Consider the following 13,864-nt stretch of genomic DNA (forward strand, 5'->3'; position numbering starts at 1 on the left):
GCCGTCAGCGACACGCCCACCCTGCTCATCAAGCTCGACGAATTGGTGCGGCTGGCCGACGACCTGGCGCTGGCCAATGCGGTGGCGCCGGTGCGCCAGGCAGAAAAAAATCTGGTCACGCCACCAAATTCACCCGTCAGTTGGTGGCAAAGCGGGCTGCAGTTGGTGCTTGACGAGGCGCGCAATCTGGTCCGGGTGAGCCGTATCGAGGCTCCAGAAGCGGCGCTGTTGTCGCCCGAGCAGTCGTTCTTTTTGCGGGAAAATTTCAAGCTCAGGTTGCTCAACGCCCGCCTTGGGCTGCTGGCGCGCCAAATTGATTCGGCGCGCTCCGACCTGGCTGATGCGGAAGCCATGCTGAAAAAGTACTTTCAAGCCAATGCGCGCAAAACCCAGGTTGCTGCCGATTTGCTGCAACAGGTGCAAAAGCAAATGCGCACCCTGCAGTTGCCGCGCATTGATGACTCGCTGGCGGTGCTGGCCACCGCCGTTGCAGGACGCTGACCATGCGCGTGGCTTTGTGGTTTTTGGGCTTGTTTGGCGTGGCGGTCGTGCTGGCGCTGTTTTTCAGCAGCAATGCAGGCACCATCACCGTCTTCTGGCCACCTCACCGGGTTGATCTGTCGCTCAATATGGTGCTGGTGTTGCTCGGTTTGCTGTTTTTGTTGATCCATCTGGCGCTCAGGGCGCTGGCTGCCCTGTTTGCCCTGCCGGGGCAGGCGCATTCCTGGCGTGTGCGCCATCAGGAGCAGGCCATGCATGCCAGCATGCTCGACGCCATGTCGCACTTTGTCGCAGGCCGTTTCATCCGGTCCAGAAAGGCGTCGCAGCAAGTGCTGGCGCGTGAGGCGGTGATGGCGAAGAGCGGTGAGGCGGGTCCGGCAGCCGTGCGTTTGCGGGTGATGGCCAATTTGATGGCGGCAGAAAGCTCACAGGCGCTGCAAGACAAGGCGGCGCGCGATACTTATTTCCAGCAAGCGCTGGCACTCTCGACCAACCTGGATGCCACCGGCATCCGCGAGGGTCTGTTGCTGCGGGCCGTGCGCTGGTCGTTGCGCGATCGTGATGCGGCTGCGGCGCAGGACTGGTTTGCGCAACTGCCGCAGGGTGTCGCACGGCGCACCCTGGCATTGCGCTTGCGCCTCAAGTTGGCGCGTTTGACGGGTCAGTCTGGCCTGGCGCTCGATACCGCGCGTCTGCTGGTCAAGCACCGCGCCTTCTCCGATGATTCTGGCCGCGGCCTGGTGCGCGCCCTGGCGCTGGAAAACATCCAGGCTGCCCGGGACACGGAACAGTTGCAGCGCTGCTGGTATAAGTTGGAGCCTGCCGAGCAGACCATGCCTGAAGTTGCCTGTCTTGCCGCTGAGCGTTACCTGGTGTTGGGCGGCGCCCAGGACACCGCATTGGGTTGGCTGCTGCCGGTGTGGGAACGCATGGTCAAAGTACCGGACGGGATAAACCAGAGCCAGAAAATTTCATTGGTGCGGGTGCTTGAAACAGCATTTTCAAGCACGGTAGATACAGCCTGGCTGAAGCGCATAGAGCAAGCGCAATTGGCGCAGCCTGGCGATGCCCTGTTGCAGTATCTGGCTGGCGTGGCATGTTTGCACCTGGAATTGTGGGGCAAGGCCCAGCAATTGATCAAGCAAGCCTTGCCGCGCCTGAACGACAAATGGCTGGCAGCCAGTGCCTGGATGATGCTGGCTGCACTGGCGCAGCGCCAGGGCGACTCCGAGCCTGCTGCCGAGGCCTGGCAAAACGCCGCACTGTTGGCTTTGCGCCAGGACGAGTGAGCAGGGTGACCGGACACCGGGCGCTTGCGCATATCGATTCTTCTCTAGCGCCGAAATCCTGGCGATAAAAAAGGGCACCCGAGGGTGCCCTTTTTCTGGGTAGTCAGACCTTACGCTGCATCGGTTTGCTCAAAAGGCAGCTTCTGCTCGCGCAGGTCGCGTTTGGTTTCCACCAGAACCAGCGGCTGCTCGTCAAGAACGGGCAACGGTGCACGTTGGCGCGGCGCGTGGACGGGCTTCGGAGCTACTGCGATCGCGGCTTGCGCCATGGCTACTTTGGCTGCATCAGATTGCACCCACTGCAGACCGGATGATTCGGCCACTTGGGCCAATTCATCCAGCGGCAGGGCAAATGGCTGCACGGCGGGCATGGCCTTGGCGGGTGCCTCGGGTGCCAACGCCACAGGGGCAAGCACCGCGGCGGTTGCCAGCACGGCGACCGGCGCCGGCACAGCGACCACCACCGCTGGCGCCACCTCCGGCACTGCCACGACGGGGGGCAAAGACTCGGGCTCAGCAGTCACAGCCGCCGCAGTCGGGGTTGGCGCTGGCGTCAGCACCGCAGGCGGCACCGTCGAAGCTTCGGGCTGGCTGCTGGCTGCTGGCATGCTGAAGTAAGACTTGCGCGCCGGTTCCTGCTCAGCGGCTGCATCAACGGTCTGGGGCTCCTGGCTTGGCAGCGCGGGAGACTCGCTGCGTTCAGTCCGCTCTGAGCGGGGTTTGCGGTCGCGGCCGTAGCGGTCGCGCGAGCGCTTTTCCCTTGGCACCCCGTTTTCATCGCGAACGATGTTGTCGGCGCTGCCCTGATCGGCATTGGCGGTTGAACTCTCTTCAGCCTCGGCGCTTGGGCTCACAACTGCCTCGCCTGTGCGAAGCTCTTCTTCAGGGCGGGGTGAGCGCTCGGGTCGGCGTTCATTGCGTCCGCCGCGCTCGGTGCGGGGTGGACGATCGCCGCGCTCGGCATTGCGGCCGCCGCGCTCAGTGCGTTGCTCGCCGCGACCTGCTGCCTCAGGCGCGGTACTCACGTCGGGGTTCGCATTGCCCGCGTCAAATGAGCTTTGTGTTTCCGAGCGGTCTTTGCCGGCGCTGTTGCGGTCAGGGCGGCCGGAGCGGTTGCCGCGGTTGTCATTGCGGCCTTCGCTGCGGCCACTGCGACCCTCATTGCGCGGTCCGCGTCCTTCGGGACGGCTTTCTCCGCGGCCCTCCGGGCGACGGGCGCCATCACGGTTGGGGCGGCCTTCACGCGGCGCGCGTGTCTCGTCTTTGGCTGCAGGTGGCGTCACGGGGGCGGCTGGTGCGGCCTCGGGGCCGACGCCGAACAGACTCTTGAGCCAGCCGAAAAATCCTTTTTCAGCCACAACGGGTGCCGCTGCGACGGGTTTTGCGGTGTGCACGGTCGGGGCGTGCTTGACAGGTTCCGGTTTGGGGACAGCCACAGGCGCCGGTGCATCAGGCAACACGCCTTTGATGATCGGCGTTTGCCGGTTGGTGGGTTCCTGCGAGCGGCGCGTGACGGCGGTCGCTTCTTCAACCTCATCGGCCATCTTGTAGCTGGCTTCGATGTTGTCAAGACGCGGGTCGTCATGCTTAAGGCGTTCCAGGCGGTAGTTGGGCGTTTCCAGCGACTTGTTGGGCACCATCAGCACGTTGATGCGCTGCTTGAGCTCGATTTTGGCGATTTCGGTGCGTTTTTCGTTGAGCAGGAACGACGCCACTTCGACGGGCACCTGGCACAGCACCGAGGCGGTGTTGTCTTTGAGTGACTCCTCCTGGATGATGCGCAAGATTTGCAGGGCGCTCGATTCGGTGTCACGGATGTGGCCCGAACCGCCGCAGCGCGGGCAGGGAATGGACGCGCCCTCGCTGAGTGCCGGGCGCAGCCGCTGGCGGCTCATTTCCATCAGGCCAAATTTGCTGATGGTGCCAAATTGCACACGGGCACGGTCCTGGCGCAGCGCATCGCGCAGGCGGCTTTCCACATCGCGGCGGTTGCGGCTTTCTTCCATGTCGATGAAGTCGATCACGATCAGGCCGCCGAGGTCGCGCAGACGCGCCTGGCGCGCCACCTCTTCGGCGGCTTCCAGGTTGGTGCGGGTGGCGGTTTCCTCGATGTCGCCGCCCTTGATGGCGCGCGCCGAGTTCACATCCACCGACACCAAGGCCTCGGTGTGGTCAATCACGATGGCGCCGCCGCTGGGCAGCGTGACCGTGCGGGCGTAGGCCGACTCGATCTGGTGCTCGATCTGAAAGCGCGAAAACAGCGGGGCATCGTCGCGGTAGCGTTTGACGCGGGCGGCATGCTCGGGCATCACATGGGCCATGAACTGCTGCGCCTGCTCGTACACGTCGTCGGTGTCGATCAGAATGTCGCCAATGTCGTGGTTGAAGTAGTCGCGAATGGCGCGAATCACCAGGCTGGACTCCTGGTAAATCAGGAACGCACCCTTGCCGCCCTTGGCGGCACCGTCAATGGCGGCCCACAGCTTGAGCAGGTAATTCAGGTCCCATTGCAGCTCAGGCGCTGCGCGGCCAATGCCGGCGGTGCGGGCAATGATGCTCATGCCGTTGGGGTATTCGAGCTGGTCGAGCGCTTCCTTGAGCTCGGCGCGGTCCTCGCCTTCAATGCGGCGCGAGACACCGCCACCGCGCGGGTTGTTCGGCATCAGCACCACATAACGGCCGGCCAGTGAGACAAAGGTGGTGAGCGCCGCACCCTTGTTGCCGCGCTCTTCTTTTTCCACTTGCACCAGCAGTTCCTGGCCTTCCCTGATGGCATCCTGGATGCGCGCCTGGCTGGCGGCAACACCCGGCTGGAAGTACTGTTTGGAGATTTCCTTGAACGGCAGAAAGCCGTGGCGCTCTTCGCCGTAATCGACAAAGCAGGCTTCCAGTGACGGCTCAACGCGCGTCACCACGGCCTTGTAAATATTGCCCTTGCGCTGTTCGCAGCCTTCAATTTCGATTTCGTAGTCGAGCAGTTTTTGGCCATCGACAATGGCGAGGCGGCGCTCTTCAGCCTGCGTCGCGTTAATTAGCATCCGTTTCATGGGTAGCGTTCCTTCAATTCAAATATCTACAAACAAGCTCATGACGAGCATGGATACACGAACTGACGCTTTGAAATGAGGCGGAAATAGCCGGAGAACGCAGGCTCAGGTCATGAGTCTGGGTATGGGCGCGTGGAGGGGAGCGATCGGGTTGGGTGTTAAATTTGCTATTGATATAGCAGCTGGCTGCGTCCGTTTGACGGGCGCTGATGCCTGATGCATGCCAAAAAACAGCACGGTGGCGCGCTGCAGGCAGTGACTCATCAGGTTGATCAACACAAACATATCGCTTCATTCCATTCACAGCACGGGTCTGTGAATTTTGGGTATTCCATTTCAGGGTTTCAATGCGTCGTTTTAACCCTTCACACGGCACACCATGGCTGACGAGTGGGCAGTCATTTGCAGGCAAAGTGTCGGGCGGTATCGACTTTACTGGCGGGGCAAGAGGCGCGTGAACTAAACTTCACCGACTTAAAGAATTAACAATTAGTTAAATCAACCACTTACAGCACACCACCAGTGAAAGTCATTATAGAGGGCAAACCCGCCACGCCGGCTCCCGAGGTAAAAACCGTTTGCATCGATGAGGACAGCGCCGGCCAGCGGGTGGACAACTTTCTGATGCGTCACCTGAAAGGGGTGCCCAAGACCCACATTTACCGCATGATCCGCAGCGGTGAGGTGCGCGTCAACAAGGGCAGGGTGGGTGCCGACACGCGTCTGAACGAGGGCGATTCTCTGCGGGTGCCGCCAGTGCGTATTTCCGAACGGGTCGCCGAAAAAGCGCAGGCCATGGCCCAGGGCAGCCTGCGGGGTGTGCCGGCGCGTGACTTTGCGGTGCTGCTGGAAGATGAATACCTGCTGGTGATCAACAAACCGGCCGGGGTGGCTGTGCATGGTGGTTCGGGTGTGAGCTTTGGCGTGATCGAGCAATTGCGCATGGCGCGCCCGCAGGCCAGATTTCTGGAACTGGTGCACCGGCTTGACCGTGAGACCAGTGGTATTTTGTTGGTGGCAAAAAAGCGCAGTGCCCTTAAAAACCTGCAAGACCAGTTCCGTGAGCGCCAGACCGGCAAAACTTACCTGGCGATGGTGCGCGGTGACTGGCCAGCCCGGCTCAAGGTGCTCGACAAGCCGCTGCACAAGTACTTGCTGGATGGCAACGACGCGCAGGCGGGTGAGCGCCGTGTCAAGGTGGTGGCGCGTGATGACCCTGATGGCATGCCCTCGGTGACCCTGGTCAAGGTGCGCGAGCGGCTGCCGCAGGGCACGCTGCTCGAGGTGACGATCAAGACCGGGCGCACCCACCAGATCCGGGTGCATCTGGCCAGCGAGGGCCATCCGATTCTGGGCGACGACAAGTACGGCGACTTTGAGTTGAACAAGTCGCTGGCCGGTGCCGCCAGCCGTCCGAGCCTCAAACGCATGTTTTTGCATGCCTGGCGCTTGCAGTTCAATCACCCCGCCAGCGACGAGCGTGTCGAACTTCTGGCAGAGTTGCCCCCAGAGTTGGCTCAATTTTCCTCAAACCAGGCGCCTTTGCGCCCCTTACCATGACTTTTCGACGCTTTGACCTGATCGCCTTCGACTGGGATGGCACCCTGTTTGATTCCACCGCCATCATCGCCCGCTGCATTCAGGCCGCCGTGTTGGATGTGGGTGGCCAAAAACCCAGTGACGAGGCAGCCTCTTATGTGATTGGCATGGGCCTGATGCAGGCGCTGGCGCACGCGGCGCCGGATGTGCCCAAAGAGCGCTACCAGATGCTGGGCGACCGTTATCGCCACCATTATTTTGCGATTCAGCACGAAATCAATTTGTTTGACGGCGTGCTGCCGATGTTGGCTGAGCTCAGGGCGCGCGGTCATTTGTTGGTGGTGGCGACCGGCAAAAGCCGCCGCGGTCTGGACGAGGCCCTGGCGACTTCAACCCTCGCGGGCACCTTTGATGCCTCGCGTACCGCCGATCAAACCGCCGGCAAGCCCGATCCGCTGATGTTGCGCGAATTGATGGCCGAATTTGACGTGCCGCCCGAGCGCACCCTGATGATTGGCGACACCACGCACGATCTGCAAATGGCGCTCAATGCCGGCTGTGCCAGCGTGGGCGTGAGCTACGGAGCGCATGAACCGGAGGCATTTGTGGCGCTCAAGCCCCTGCTCGTGGCGCACGACGTGGTGCAACTGCGTGACTGGCTGCGTGTGAATGCCTGACCACCGGGCATGACAACGCAAGCTCTTTATCTTTGTCGCTCGGAAGACTTGCTCGACAGCGGCCTGGCCGTGCCCTTTGAGGTGCGCTTTGCCGGGCAAACCAATGCCGCCTTTGCGGTGCGTTACCAGGGCCAGGCTCATGCGTACCTGAACCGCTGCAGCCATGTGCCGATGGAAATGGATTACCAGCCCAACCGTTTTTTTGACCTGACCGGGCATTGGCTGATGTGTGCCACCCATGGCGCCACCTATGCGCCGCAAACCGGGCGTTGTCTGATGGGGCCGTGCCGAGGCGGCTTGGAGAAAATTGAGCTGTCAGAGTCCAACGGCATGGTGTACTGGCATACTTCAAGCAAAATTCAACCCGCAATCTAATTCATGAATGATCCAGTCAACGACGGCCTGGAGCCGTCAACCGCAGCTTCTGTAAGCAAAAATCAGCCAACACCCGAGCAGGCGCCACCGAGTTGGGAACGTGCCACACTGGAAAAGCTGGCCTTTGCCTCATTGCACGAGCAGCGCCTGGCGCGGCGCTGGCGCACTTTTGTTCGGCTGGCCTGGCTGCTGTTTTTTGCAACGCTGGTGTGGCTGGCCGTCAGTGAGGGCATGAGCACCCAAAATGTGACCACCCCGCACACCGCCGTGATTGAAATCCAGGGGGAAATTGCCTCGGATGCCGAGGCCAGCGCCGAGCTGATCATCGACTCCGCGCGCACTGCCTTTGAAGACGTGGGCGCCCAAGCCGTGGTGCTGTTGATCAACTCGCCTGGCGGCAGTCCGGTGCAGGCGGGCATCATCAACGATGAAATCAAACGGCTCAAGGTGCTGCACAACAAGCCAGTGTATGCGGTGGTGGAAGAGTCGGCCGCGTCGGCGGCTTACTACATTGCCGTGTCGGCCGACAAGATATTTGTTGACAAAGCCAGCATCGTGGGCAGCATTGGCGTGCTGATGGACGGTTTTGGATTTACCGGGTTGATGGACAAGTTGGGGGTGGAGCGGCGCCTGATGACAGCGGGTGAAAACAAGGGGTTTCTGGATCCGTTCAGCCCCCAGACCGAGACGCAGCGCCAGTTCGCCCAAGCCATGCTCAACCAGATTCATCAGCAGTTCATTGCGGTGGTGAAAGAAGGGCGCGGTGAGCGTTTGAAAGAAACACCGGATACTTTCAGCGGTTTGTTCTGGAGCGGACAGCAGGCCGTCGAGATGGGGCTGGCCGACCAGTTGGGCAGCCTCGACTTTGTCGCCCGTGAAGTGGTCAAAGCCGAAGACATCATTGACTACACCCGCCGCGAAAACGTTGCGGAACGCCTGGTCAAGCGTTTTGGTGCGGCCATGGGCGCGGGCGCCATTCAGGCGTTCCGGGCATCTACTGCCATTCGTTGAAATTGAAAAGGTGCGCCGCCAGATCAGCGGCCAATGGCAAACACGGCCGGGGTGGCGTTGTCCGGCAGCACCGGCTTGTGCTTCCAGTTTTTCACAGTGTCGCTGGCAATGCCGGCGCCCTCCAGCGTCAGCCCGCTGCTGATGGCCAGGCGCGTGTTGTGCTGCAGGGTTTGCAGCAGTGCCTGCAACATGACCAGGTTGCGGTAGGGTGTTTCAATGAACAATTGTGATTGGCCGGACTTGAGCGCCAGCGCTTCCAACTCCCGGATGCGCTGCACGCGCTCATGCGGATCCTGTGGCAAGTAGCCGACAAAGGCGAAGTTCTGACCGTTAAGGCCGCTGGCGGCCAGCGCCAGCATCAAGGAGACCGGGCCGACCAGCGGGACGACCTGGATGCCCAATTCGTGGGCAGCACGCACCACTGACGAACCGGGGTCGGCCACGGCGGGCATGCCGGCCTCGCTGACCAGTCCCATGTCATTTCCTTGCAGAGCGGGTTGCAACAGCGCGCGGGCGTCAAAGTTGCCGTTGTGGTCACCTTTTTTGTGAACTTCACGCGGCAGTTCCACCAGCGACAGGGCCTGGATGGGCAGGCACAGCGGCGAGATCTCGTTGACCCGTTTGAGGTAGGCGCGCGCTGACTTGGCGTTTTCACACACCCAGTGCGCCAGGCCGGCCGCCACTTTGATGGTGCCCAGGGGCATGGTGGCACTTAAATCGGCGGTGGTGGCGCAGCCAAAGTCGAGCGGTGCGGGTACCAGGTAGAGTCGGCCCCTTGGGGTGGTGGCGAGAGATGTCATGGTCATAACACCCTGAGCCCGGCGGCTTCGAGGAGTTGACAGGTGCGAATCAACGGCAAGCCCACCAGAGCGGTGGGATCGTCGTTGTCGATGCGCGCCAGCAGGCTAATGCCGAGCCCTTCGCTTTTGGCACTGCCCGCGCAGTCGTAGGGTGTCTCTGCCAACAGGTAGCGCTCGATCTGGTCATCGGTCAAATCCCTGAATTGCACCTTGACCTGTGCCAGCTCGGTTTGGGCGAACCCGCTGGCCCGGCAGACTACGGCGACAGCGGTCTGAAAGATGACCGTCTGCCCGCGCATACGCTGCAATTGGGCGACCGCGCGCGCGTGATTGCCCGGCTTGCCCAGGGCTTCACCGTTGAGGTCGGCCACTTGGTCGGAACCGATGACCACGCAGTCCGGGTGCTGAGCTGCCACCGCCTGTGCCTTGGCCAAAGCCAACCTTCTGGCCAGCGGCTCTGGCGCCTCTTCGGGTAGGGCAAGCTCGTCGACATCGGAGGCGACCACAGAAAAAGGCAAGCGCAGTCGCTCAAGCAAGTGGCGACGGTAAATCGAGGTGGAAGCCAGAATCAACGGGCGGGGGTGTGTGTCAGTCATGCCCCGATTCTCTTACACTGCGCGCATGACTGAACACCAACGCCCCCCCAAAATCAACGTCAAGCAGGTTGGTCAATCTTCGCAGCCACTGTCTGGTCAAGACGTGCTGTCAAATTTTGAGCGTCTCATGGAAGAAACTCAAGGCCTTGGGTCTCAAAACAGTGTGTCCTGGTCAGTGTCCGGCGAGCTTCGGCCCGACCATGCCGGTCAGGAACAGGTTTGGCTGCACTTGCGTGTGCAGGTCAGCCTGCCCCTGACCTGCCAGCGCTGCCTGGGACCGGTGGATGTGCCGGTCCAGATCGAGCGTTCTTTCCGCTTCGTCGAGAGTGAAGCGCAGGCTGAATTGGAGGATGACGCATCGCCGGAGGATGTGCTGGTGCTCAGCCAGGAGTTTGACCTTGCTGCGTTGATTGAAGACGAGGTGCTGATGGATTTGCCGGTGGTGCCGCGCCACGAAACCTGCCCATTGCCCGTCAAATTGGTGGCTGTGGATGCTGACTTTGAAGAGGCGCAGCCCAAGCCCAATCCGTTTGCAGCGCTGGCTGGTCTGAAAGCTCCCGGCAAGCAGTAATGCCCAACACCCTTTGTCTTGGGTTATACTCTGCAGCTTTTGCGCATGTCGACATGCGCTTTTTAATCATCCCCATTTGCTGCCACTCCGGCAGCTTATAGCTTTAAGGAGCGGAACATGGCCGTCCAACAAAACAAGAAGTCACCTTCCAAGCGCGGCATGCACCGTTCGCACAACGCTTTGGTGGTCCCGGGTATTGCCGTGGAGGCCACCACGGGCGAAACGCATCTGCGTCATCACATCAGCCCCAACGGGTTTTACCGCGGCCGTCAAGTGATCAAGAGCAAGTCTGAAGCTTAACGTCAATCTGACTCCCAAGGCCCGGGGCTACCCATCGTGTAGCCCCGGGCTTTTGCTTTTTTGGTTCTGATTCGCATTGGACTTGTCATTGATGTTTGTTGTGCGAGCTGTTATTCATGATCACTATTGCTGTTGACTGCATGGGCGGCGACCACGGCCCTGTGGTCACGTTGCCGGCGTGCTCCCGTTTTCTGGATCAGCACGCCGAGGTGCAACTGATTTTGGTGGGTTTGCCGCAGAGTATGGCCGGCTACACCCATGCGCGGGCCAGGGTGGTGCTCGCCAGCGAGGTGGTCACCATGGACGACTCGCTGGAAGTGGCGCTGCGGCGTAAAAAAGACTCGTCGATGCGGGTGGCGATCATGCAGGTCAAAGACGGCGCTGCCCAGGCGGCGGTGTCGGCGGGCAATACCGGTGCCTTGATGGCCATTTCACGCTACCTGTTGAAAACTCTGGACGGTATAGACCGTCCCGCCATTGCCGGACAAATCCCCAACGCCAAAGGAGCCGCCACCACGGTGCTGGACATGGGTGCCAATGTCGATTGCACCGCCGAGCATTTGTTGCAGTTTGCAGTCATGGGATCGGCGCTGGTGTCGGTGCTCAGTGGTGAAGACAATCCGTCGGTGGGCTTGCTCAATATTGGTGAAGAAGCCATCAAAGGCAATGAAGTCATCAAAAAAGCGGGTGATTTGCTGCGAACTGCAGCTAAAACGGGTGATTTGAATTTTTATGGCAACGTTGAAGGTAACGATATCTTCAAGGGCACGGCCGACATTGTGGTTTGCGACGGCTTTGTCGGTAATGTGGCATTGAAGGCCAGCGAGGGCCTCGCCGGGATGATTGTGGACTTTTTGAAAAAGGAGTTTTCGCGCAACATCCTCACCAAAATGTCTGCAATTGCAGCTTATCCGGTCATTTCTGCGCTCAAAAAACGTATGGACCACCGGCGTTACAACGGTGGTGCGTTGTTGGGTTTGCGCGGTTTGGTCTTCAAGAGCCATGGCTCGGCAGACGAGTTGGCTTTTGGCTTCGCGCTGTCGCGGGCGTATGATGCAGCCCGGAACAACTTGTTGGATCGTGTTCGCGTAAGGATTGCGCATGCAGCCCCGTTGTTGGCGGCAGATGTGTCAATTGAATCGCAGGCAGTGTTCCCCCTTTGAGACATGAAAATATATTCACGCATAACTGGCACTGGCAGTTGTTTGCCGACCCGGCGCCTCACCAATGCCGACTTGGTGGCGCAACTGGCCACCCAAGGGATTGAGTCCAGCGACGATTGGATCGTGGAGCGCACCGGTATTCGGGCCCGGCATTTTGCCGATGCCGGCGTGTTCAGCAGCGACCTGGCGCTGGTCGCCTCCACCAACGCCTTGCAGGCAGCCGGCGTGGATGCCAAAGACCTGGACCTGATCATCGTGGCCACCTCCACGCCCGACATGGTGTTTCCTTCGACAGCCTGCATTTTGCAAAACAAACTGGGCAACCACGGCGCGCCCGCCTTTGACGTTCAGGCAGTTTGCAGCGGTTTCATTTACGCGATCACGGTGGCGGACGCGATGATTCGCGCAGGCACGGTCAAAAAAGCCCTGGTGGTCGGCGCTGAGGTGTTCTCGCGCATTCTCGACTTCAAGGATCGCACCACCTGCGTGCTATTTGGCGATGGCGCCGGCGCTGTGGTCCTGCAGGCCTCTCGCACGCCAGGCATTTTGGCGACCGACATTCATGCCGATGGCAAGCATGTCAATATTTTGTGCACGCCCGGGCATGTCTGTGGCGGTCAGGTCATGGGTGACCCGTTGCTGCGCATGGATGGCCAGGCGGTGTTCAAACTGGCTGTGAGCGTGCTTGATGAAGCCGCGCGGGCCGTGTTGGCAAAAGCTGACATGACCGCCAAAGAGGTGGACTGGCTGATTCCGCACCAGGCCAATATCCGTATCATGCAAAGCACGGCGCGCAAGCTCAAGATGCCAATGGACAAAGTGGTCGTCACGGTTGACCAGCACGGTAACACCTCGGCGGCATCGGTCGGCCTGGCGCTCGATTCGGCAGTGCGCAGTGGCCAGGTGCAGCCCGGCCAAAAGCTCCTGCTGGAGGCGGTGGGCGGTGGTTTCACCTGGGGCGCGGTGCTTCTCGAGCTTTGATCCCGGGCGCGTGCCCGCGACTTACCCTTAATTTCATTCATTGACGACACTTTTATGAAACCGTTTGCTTTTGTATTTCCAGGCCAGGGCTCGCAGTCGGTTGGCATGCTGGCGGGCTGGGGCGAGCACCCCCAGGTGCTGGCGGCCTTGCAGGAGGCTTCCGATGCCCTGGGCGAAGACATCGGCCGCTTGATCCAGGATGGCCCGAAAGAGGCGCTGGCACTGACCACCAACACACAGCCTGTGATGCTGGTTGCCGGTGTGGCCGCCTACCGGGTCTGGATGGCGGAGGTCGGCGTGGCGCCACAAGCGCTGGCGGGGCACTCCCTGGGTGAATATTCAGCACTGGTCGCTGCCGGCGTTTTAAGCTTGTCACAAGCTGCGCCGCTGGTGCGTTTCCGGGCTCAGGCCATGCAGGATGCCGTTCCGGTGGGTGTCGGGGCCATGGCGGCTATTCTGGGGCTGGACGCCGCCAGGGTGATCGCCGGCTGTGCCGAGGTCACGGCCTCATTTGGTCAAAATTCAGCTGAGGTGGTTGAAGCGGTCAATTTCAACGATCCCGGGCAAACCGTGATTGCGGGTTCCAAGGCGGCGGTGGAGCAGGCCTGCGTGGCGCTGAAGTCAATGGGTGCCAAACGCGCCCTGCCTTTGCCGGTGTCGGCGCCGTTCCACTCCAGCCTGATGAAGCCTGCCGCGCTCAAGCTCAAGGAAAAGCTGCAGGCGACCGTCTTTGCAACGCCTCAAATCGCGGTAGTCAACAACATTGACGTGGCCGTCGAGCAGGATGCCGACCGGATTCGCGATGCGCTGTATCGGCAGGCCTTTGGCCCGGTGCGGTGGGTCGAGTGTGTTCAGGCCCTGGGCGCGCGTGGCTTGCCGACCCTGGTCGAATGTGGTCCGGGCAAGGTGCTGGCAGGCATGACCAGGCGTATCGATGCCGAGATGCAGGGTTTGCCATTGTTTGACCTGGCCAGCCTGGCGGATGCCAAAACATTTATTCTGGATGCGCAATAA

At 60.9% G+C, this 13,864-nt stretch carries 14 protein-coding genes; 11 read left to right on the forward strand and 3 right to left on the reverse strand.

Annotated elements, in window-relative coordinates; genetic code table 11:
* The coding region (locus tag GPS82_RS00075) for a uroporphyrinogen-III C-methyltransferase (RefSeq protein ID WP_296490030.1) at positions 1 to 501 on the forward strand (501 nt) is incomplete at its 5' end.
* A 2-nt stretch (positions 502 to 503) separates the two neighbouring features.
* Positions 504 to 1,790, forward strand: a complete 1,287-nt coding sequence (locus tag GPS82_RS00080) for a heme biosynthesis HemY N-terminal domain-containing protein (RefSeq protein ID WP_296490031.1) — start codon at positions 504 to 506, stop codon at positions 1,788 to 1,790.
* A 110-nt stretch (positions 1,791 to 1,900) separates the two neighbouring features.
* Here the strand turns inward: GPS82_RS00080 and GPS82_RS00085 are convergent, their stop codons facing one another.
* Entirely contained in the window at positions 1,901 to 4,837 is a 2,937-nt protein-coding gene (locus GPS82_RS00085; RefSeq protein ID WP_296490032.1) for an Rne/Rng family ribonuclease, read from the reverse strand.
* A 522-nt stretch (positions 4,838 to 5,359) separates the two neighbouring features.
* Between GPS82_RS00085 and GPS82_RS00090 the strand changes: the two genes are divergently transcribed.
* Genes GPS82_RS00090 through GPS82_RS00105 form a run of 4 tightly spaced genes read left to right on the forward strand, consistent with a single transcriptional unit; the run spans position 5,360 to position 8,439 of the window.
* Positions 5,360 to 6,397 (forward strand): RluA family pseudouridine synthase, encoded by a 1,038-nt coding sequence (locus GPS82_RS00090; RefSeq protein WP_296490033.1) that lies wholly within the window; start codon positions 5,360 to 5,362, stop codon positions 6,395 to 6,397.
* Positions 6,394 to 7,053, forward strand: coding sequence for an HAD-IA family hydrolase (locus tag GPS82_RS00095; protein WP_296490034.1), 660 nt, complete (start codon positions 6,394 to 6,396; stop codon positions 7,051 to 7,053). The genes GPS82_RS00090 and GPS82_RS00095 overlap by 4 nt, the downstream gene beginning before the upstream one ends.
* A 9-nt stretch (positions 7,054 to 7,062) precedes the next feature.
* Positions 7,063 to 7,428 carry a Rieske 2Fe-2S domain-containing protein gene (locus GPS82_RS00100; protein ID WP_296490035.1) on the forward strand — a complete coding sequence of 122 codons (366 nt, stop codon included), beginning with the start codon at positions 7,063 to 7,065 and terminating at the stop codon, positions 7,426 to 7,428.
* Between the two features lie 3 nt (positions 7,429 to 7,431).
* A complete protein-coding gene (locus GPS82_RS00105; RefSeq protein WP_296490036.1) occupies positions 7,432 to 8,439 on the forward strand; it encodes a S49 family peptidase in 1,008 nt (335 codons plus the stop codon).
* 23 nt (positions 8,440 to 8,462) lie between these two features.
* Here the strand turns inward: GPS82_RS00105 and GPS82_RS00110 are convergent, their stop codons facing one another.
* Together GPS82_RS00110 and GPS82_RS00115 are read right to left on the reverse strand one after the other, a co-directional pair.
* The gene (locus GPS82_RS00110; protein ID WP_296490037.1) at positions 8,463 to 9,239 is read right to left on the reverse strand and encodes an SAM-dependent methyltransferase; all 777 of its coding nucleotides are present in this window, start codon (positions 9,237 to 9,239) and stop codon (positions 8,463 to 8,465) included.
* A 2-nt stretch (positions 9,240 to 9,241) separates the two neighbouring features.
* Positions 9,242 to 9,835: a Maf family nucleotide pyrophosphatase gene (locus GPS82_RS00115; RefSeq protein WP_296490038.1), complete on the reverse strand. Its 594-nt coding sequence runs from the start codon at positions 9,833 to 9,835 to the stop codon at positions 9,242 to 9,244.
* 127 nt (positions 9,836 to 9,962) lie between these two features.
* On the opposite strand from GPS82_RS00115, the gene GPS82_RS00120 reads away from it, so the two are divergent.
* The 5 genes from GPS82_RS00120 to fabD all read left to right on the forward strand — a co-directional run bounded on the left by GPS82_RS00120 (position 9,963) and on the right by fabD (position 13,864).
* The gene (locus GPS82_RS00120) at positions 9,963 to 10,406 is read left to right on the forward strand and encodes a YceD family protein (RefSeq protein WP_363716670.1); all 444 of its coding nucleotides are present in this window, start codon (positions 9,963 to 9,965) and stop codon (positions 10,404 to 10,406) included.
* A 117-nt stretch (positions 10,407 to 10,523) separates the two neighbouring features.
* Positions 10,524 to 10,706 (forward strand): 50S ribosomal protein L32, encoded by a 183-nt coding sequence (gene rpmF / locus GPS82_RS00125; RefSeq protein WP_296490040.1) that lies wholly within the window; start codon positions 10,524 to 10,526, stop codon positions 10,704 to 10,706.
* A gap of 116 nt (positions 10,707 to 10,822) precedes the next feature.
* Entirely contained in the window at positions 10,823 to 11,869 is a 1,047-nt protein-coding gene (gene plsX, locus GPS82_RS00130) for a phosphate acyltransferase PlsX (RefSeq protein WP_296490041.1), read from the forward strand.
* Positions 11,870 to 11,872: 3 nt separating this feature from the next.
* Positions 11,873 to 12,850: a beta-ketoacyl-ACP synthase III gene (locus GPS82_RS00135; protein WP_296490042.1), complete on the forward strand. Its 978-nt coding sequence runs from the start codon at positions 11,873 to 11,875 to the stop codon at positions 12,848 to 12,850.
* Between the two features lie 54 nt (positions 12,851 to 12,904).
* Positions 12,905 to 13,864, forward strand: coding sequence for an ACP S-malonyltransferase (gene fabD / locus GPS82_RS00140; RefSeq protein ID WP_296490043.1), 960 nt, complete (start codon positions 12,905 to 12,907; stop codon positions 13,862 to 13,864).

The sequence above is a fragment of the Rhodoferax sp. genome (assembly GCF_011391645.1).
Classification (GTDB): domain Bacteria; phylum Pseudomonadota; class Gammaproteobacteria; order Burkholderiales; family Burkholderiaceae_C; genus Rhodoferax.

Excerpts from the sequence above, each read along its gene's own strand:
- GPS82_RS00110 (WP_296490037.1), bottom strand. The coding sequence starts at position 9,239 with ATGACATCTCTCGCCACCACCCCAAGGGGCCGACTCTACCTGGTACCC.
- GPS82_RS00100 (WP_296490035.1), top strand. The coding sequence starts at position 7,063 with ATGACAACGCAAGCTCTTTATCTTTGTCGCTCGGAAGACTTGCTCGAC.
- GPS82_RS00080 (WP_296490031.1), top strand. The coding sequence starts at position 504 with ATGCGCGTGGCTTTGTGGTTTTTGGGCTTGTTTGGCGTGGCGGTCGTG.
- rpmF (WP_296490040.1), top strand. The coding sequence starts at position 10,524 with ATGGCCGTCCAACAAAACAAGAAGTCACCTTCCAAGCGCGGCATGCAC.
- GPS82_RS00115 (WP_296490038.1), bottom strand. The coding sequence starts at position 9,835 with ATGACTGACACACACCCCCGCCCGTTGATTCTGGCTTCCACCTCGATT.
- fabD (WP_296490043.1), top strand. The coding sequence starts at position 12,905 with ATGAAACCGTTTGCTTTTGTATTTCCAGGCCAGGGCTCGCAGTCGGTT.
- GPS82_RS00095 (WP_296490034.1), top strand. The coding sequence starts at position 6,394 with ATGACTTTTCGACGCTTTGACCTGATCGCCTTCGACTGGGATGGCACC.
- GPS82_RS00120 (WP_363716670.1), top strand. The coding sequence starts at position 9,963 with ATGGAAGAAACTCAAGGCCTTGGGTCTCAAAACAGTGTGTCCTGGTCA.
- GPS82_RS00085 (WP_296490032.1), bottom strand. The coding sequence starts at position 4,837 with ATGAAACGGATGCTAATTAACGCGACGCAGGCTGAAGAGCGCCGCCTC.
- plsX (WP_296490041.1), top strand. The coding sequence starts at position 10,823 with ATGATCACTATTGCTGTTGACTGCATGGGCGGCGACCACGGCCCTGTG.
- GPS82_RS00105 (WP_296490036.1), top strand. The coding sequence starts at position 7,432 with ATGAATGATCCAGTCAACGACGGCCTGGAGCCGTCAACCGCAGCTTCT.
- GPS82_RS00135 (WP_296490042.1), top strand. The coding sequence starts at position 11,873 with ATGAAAATATATTCACGCATAACTGGCACTGGCAGTTGTTTGCCGACC.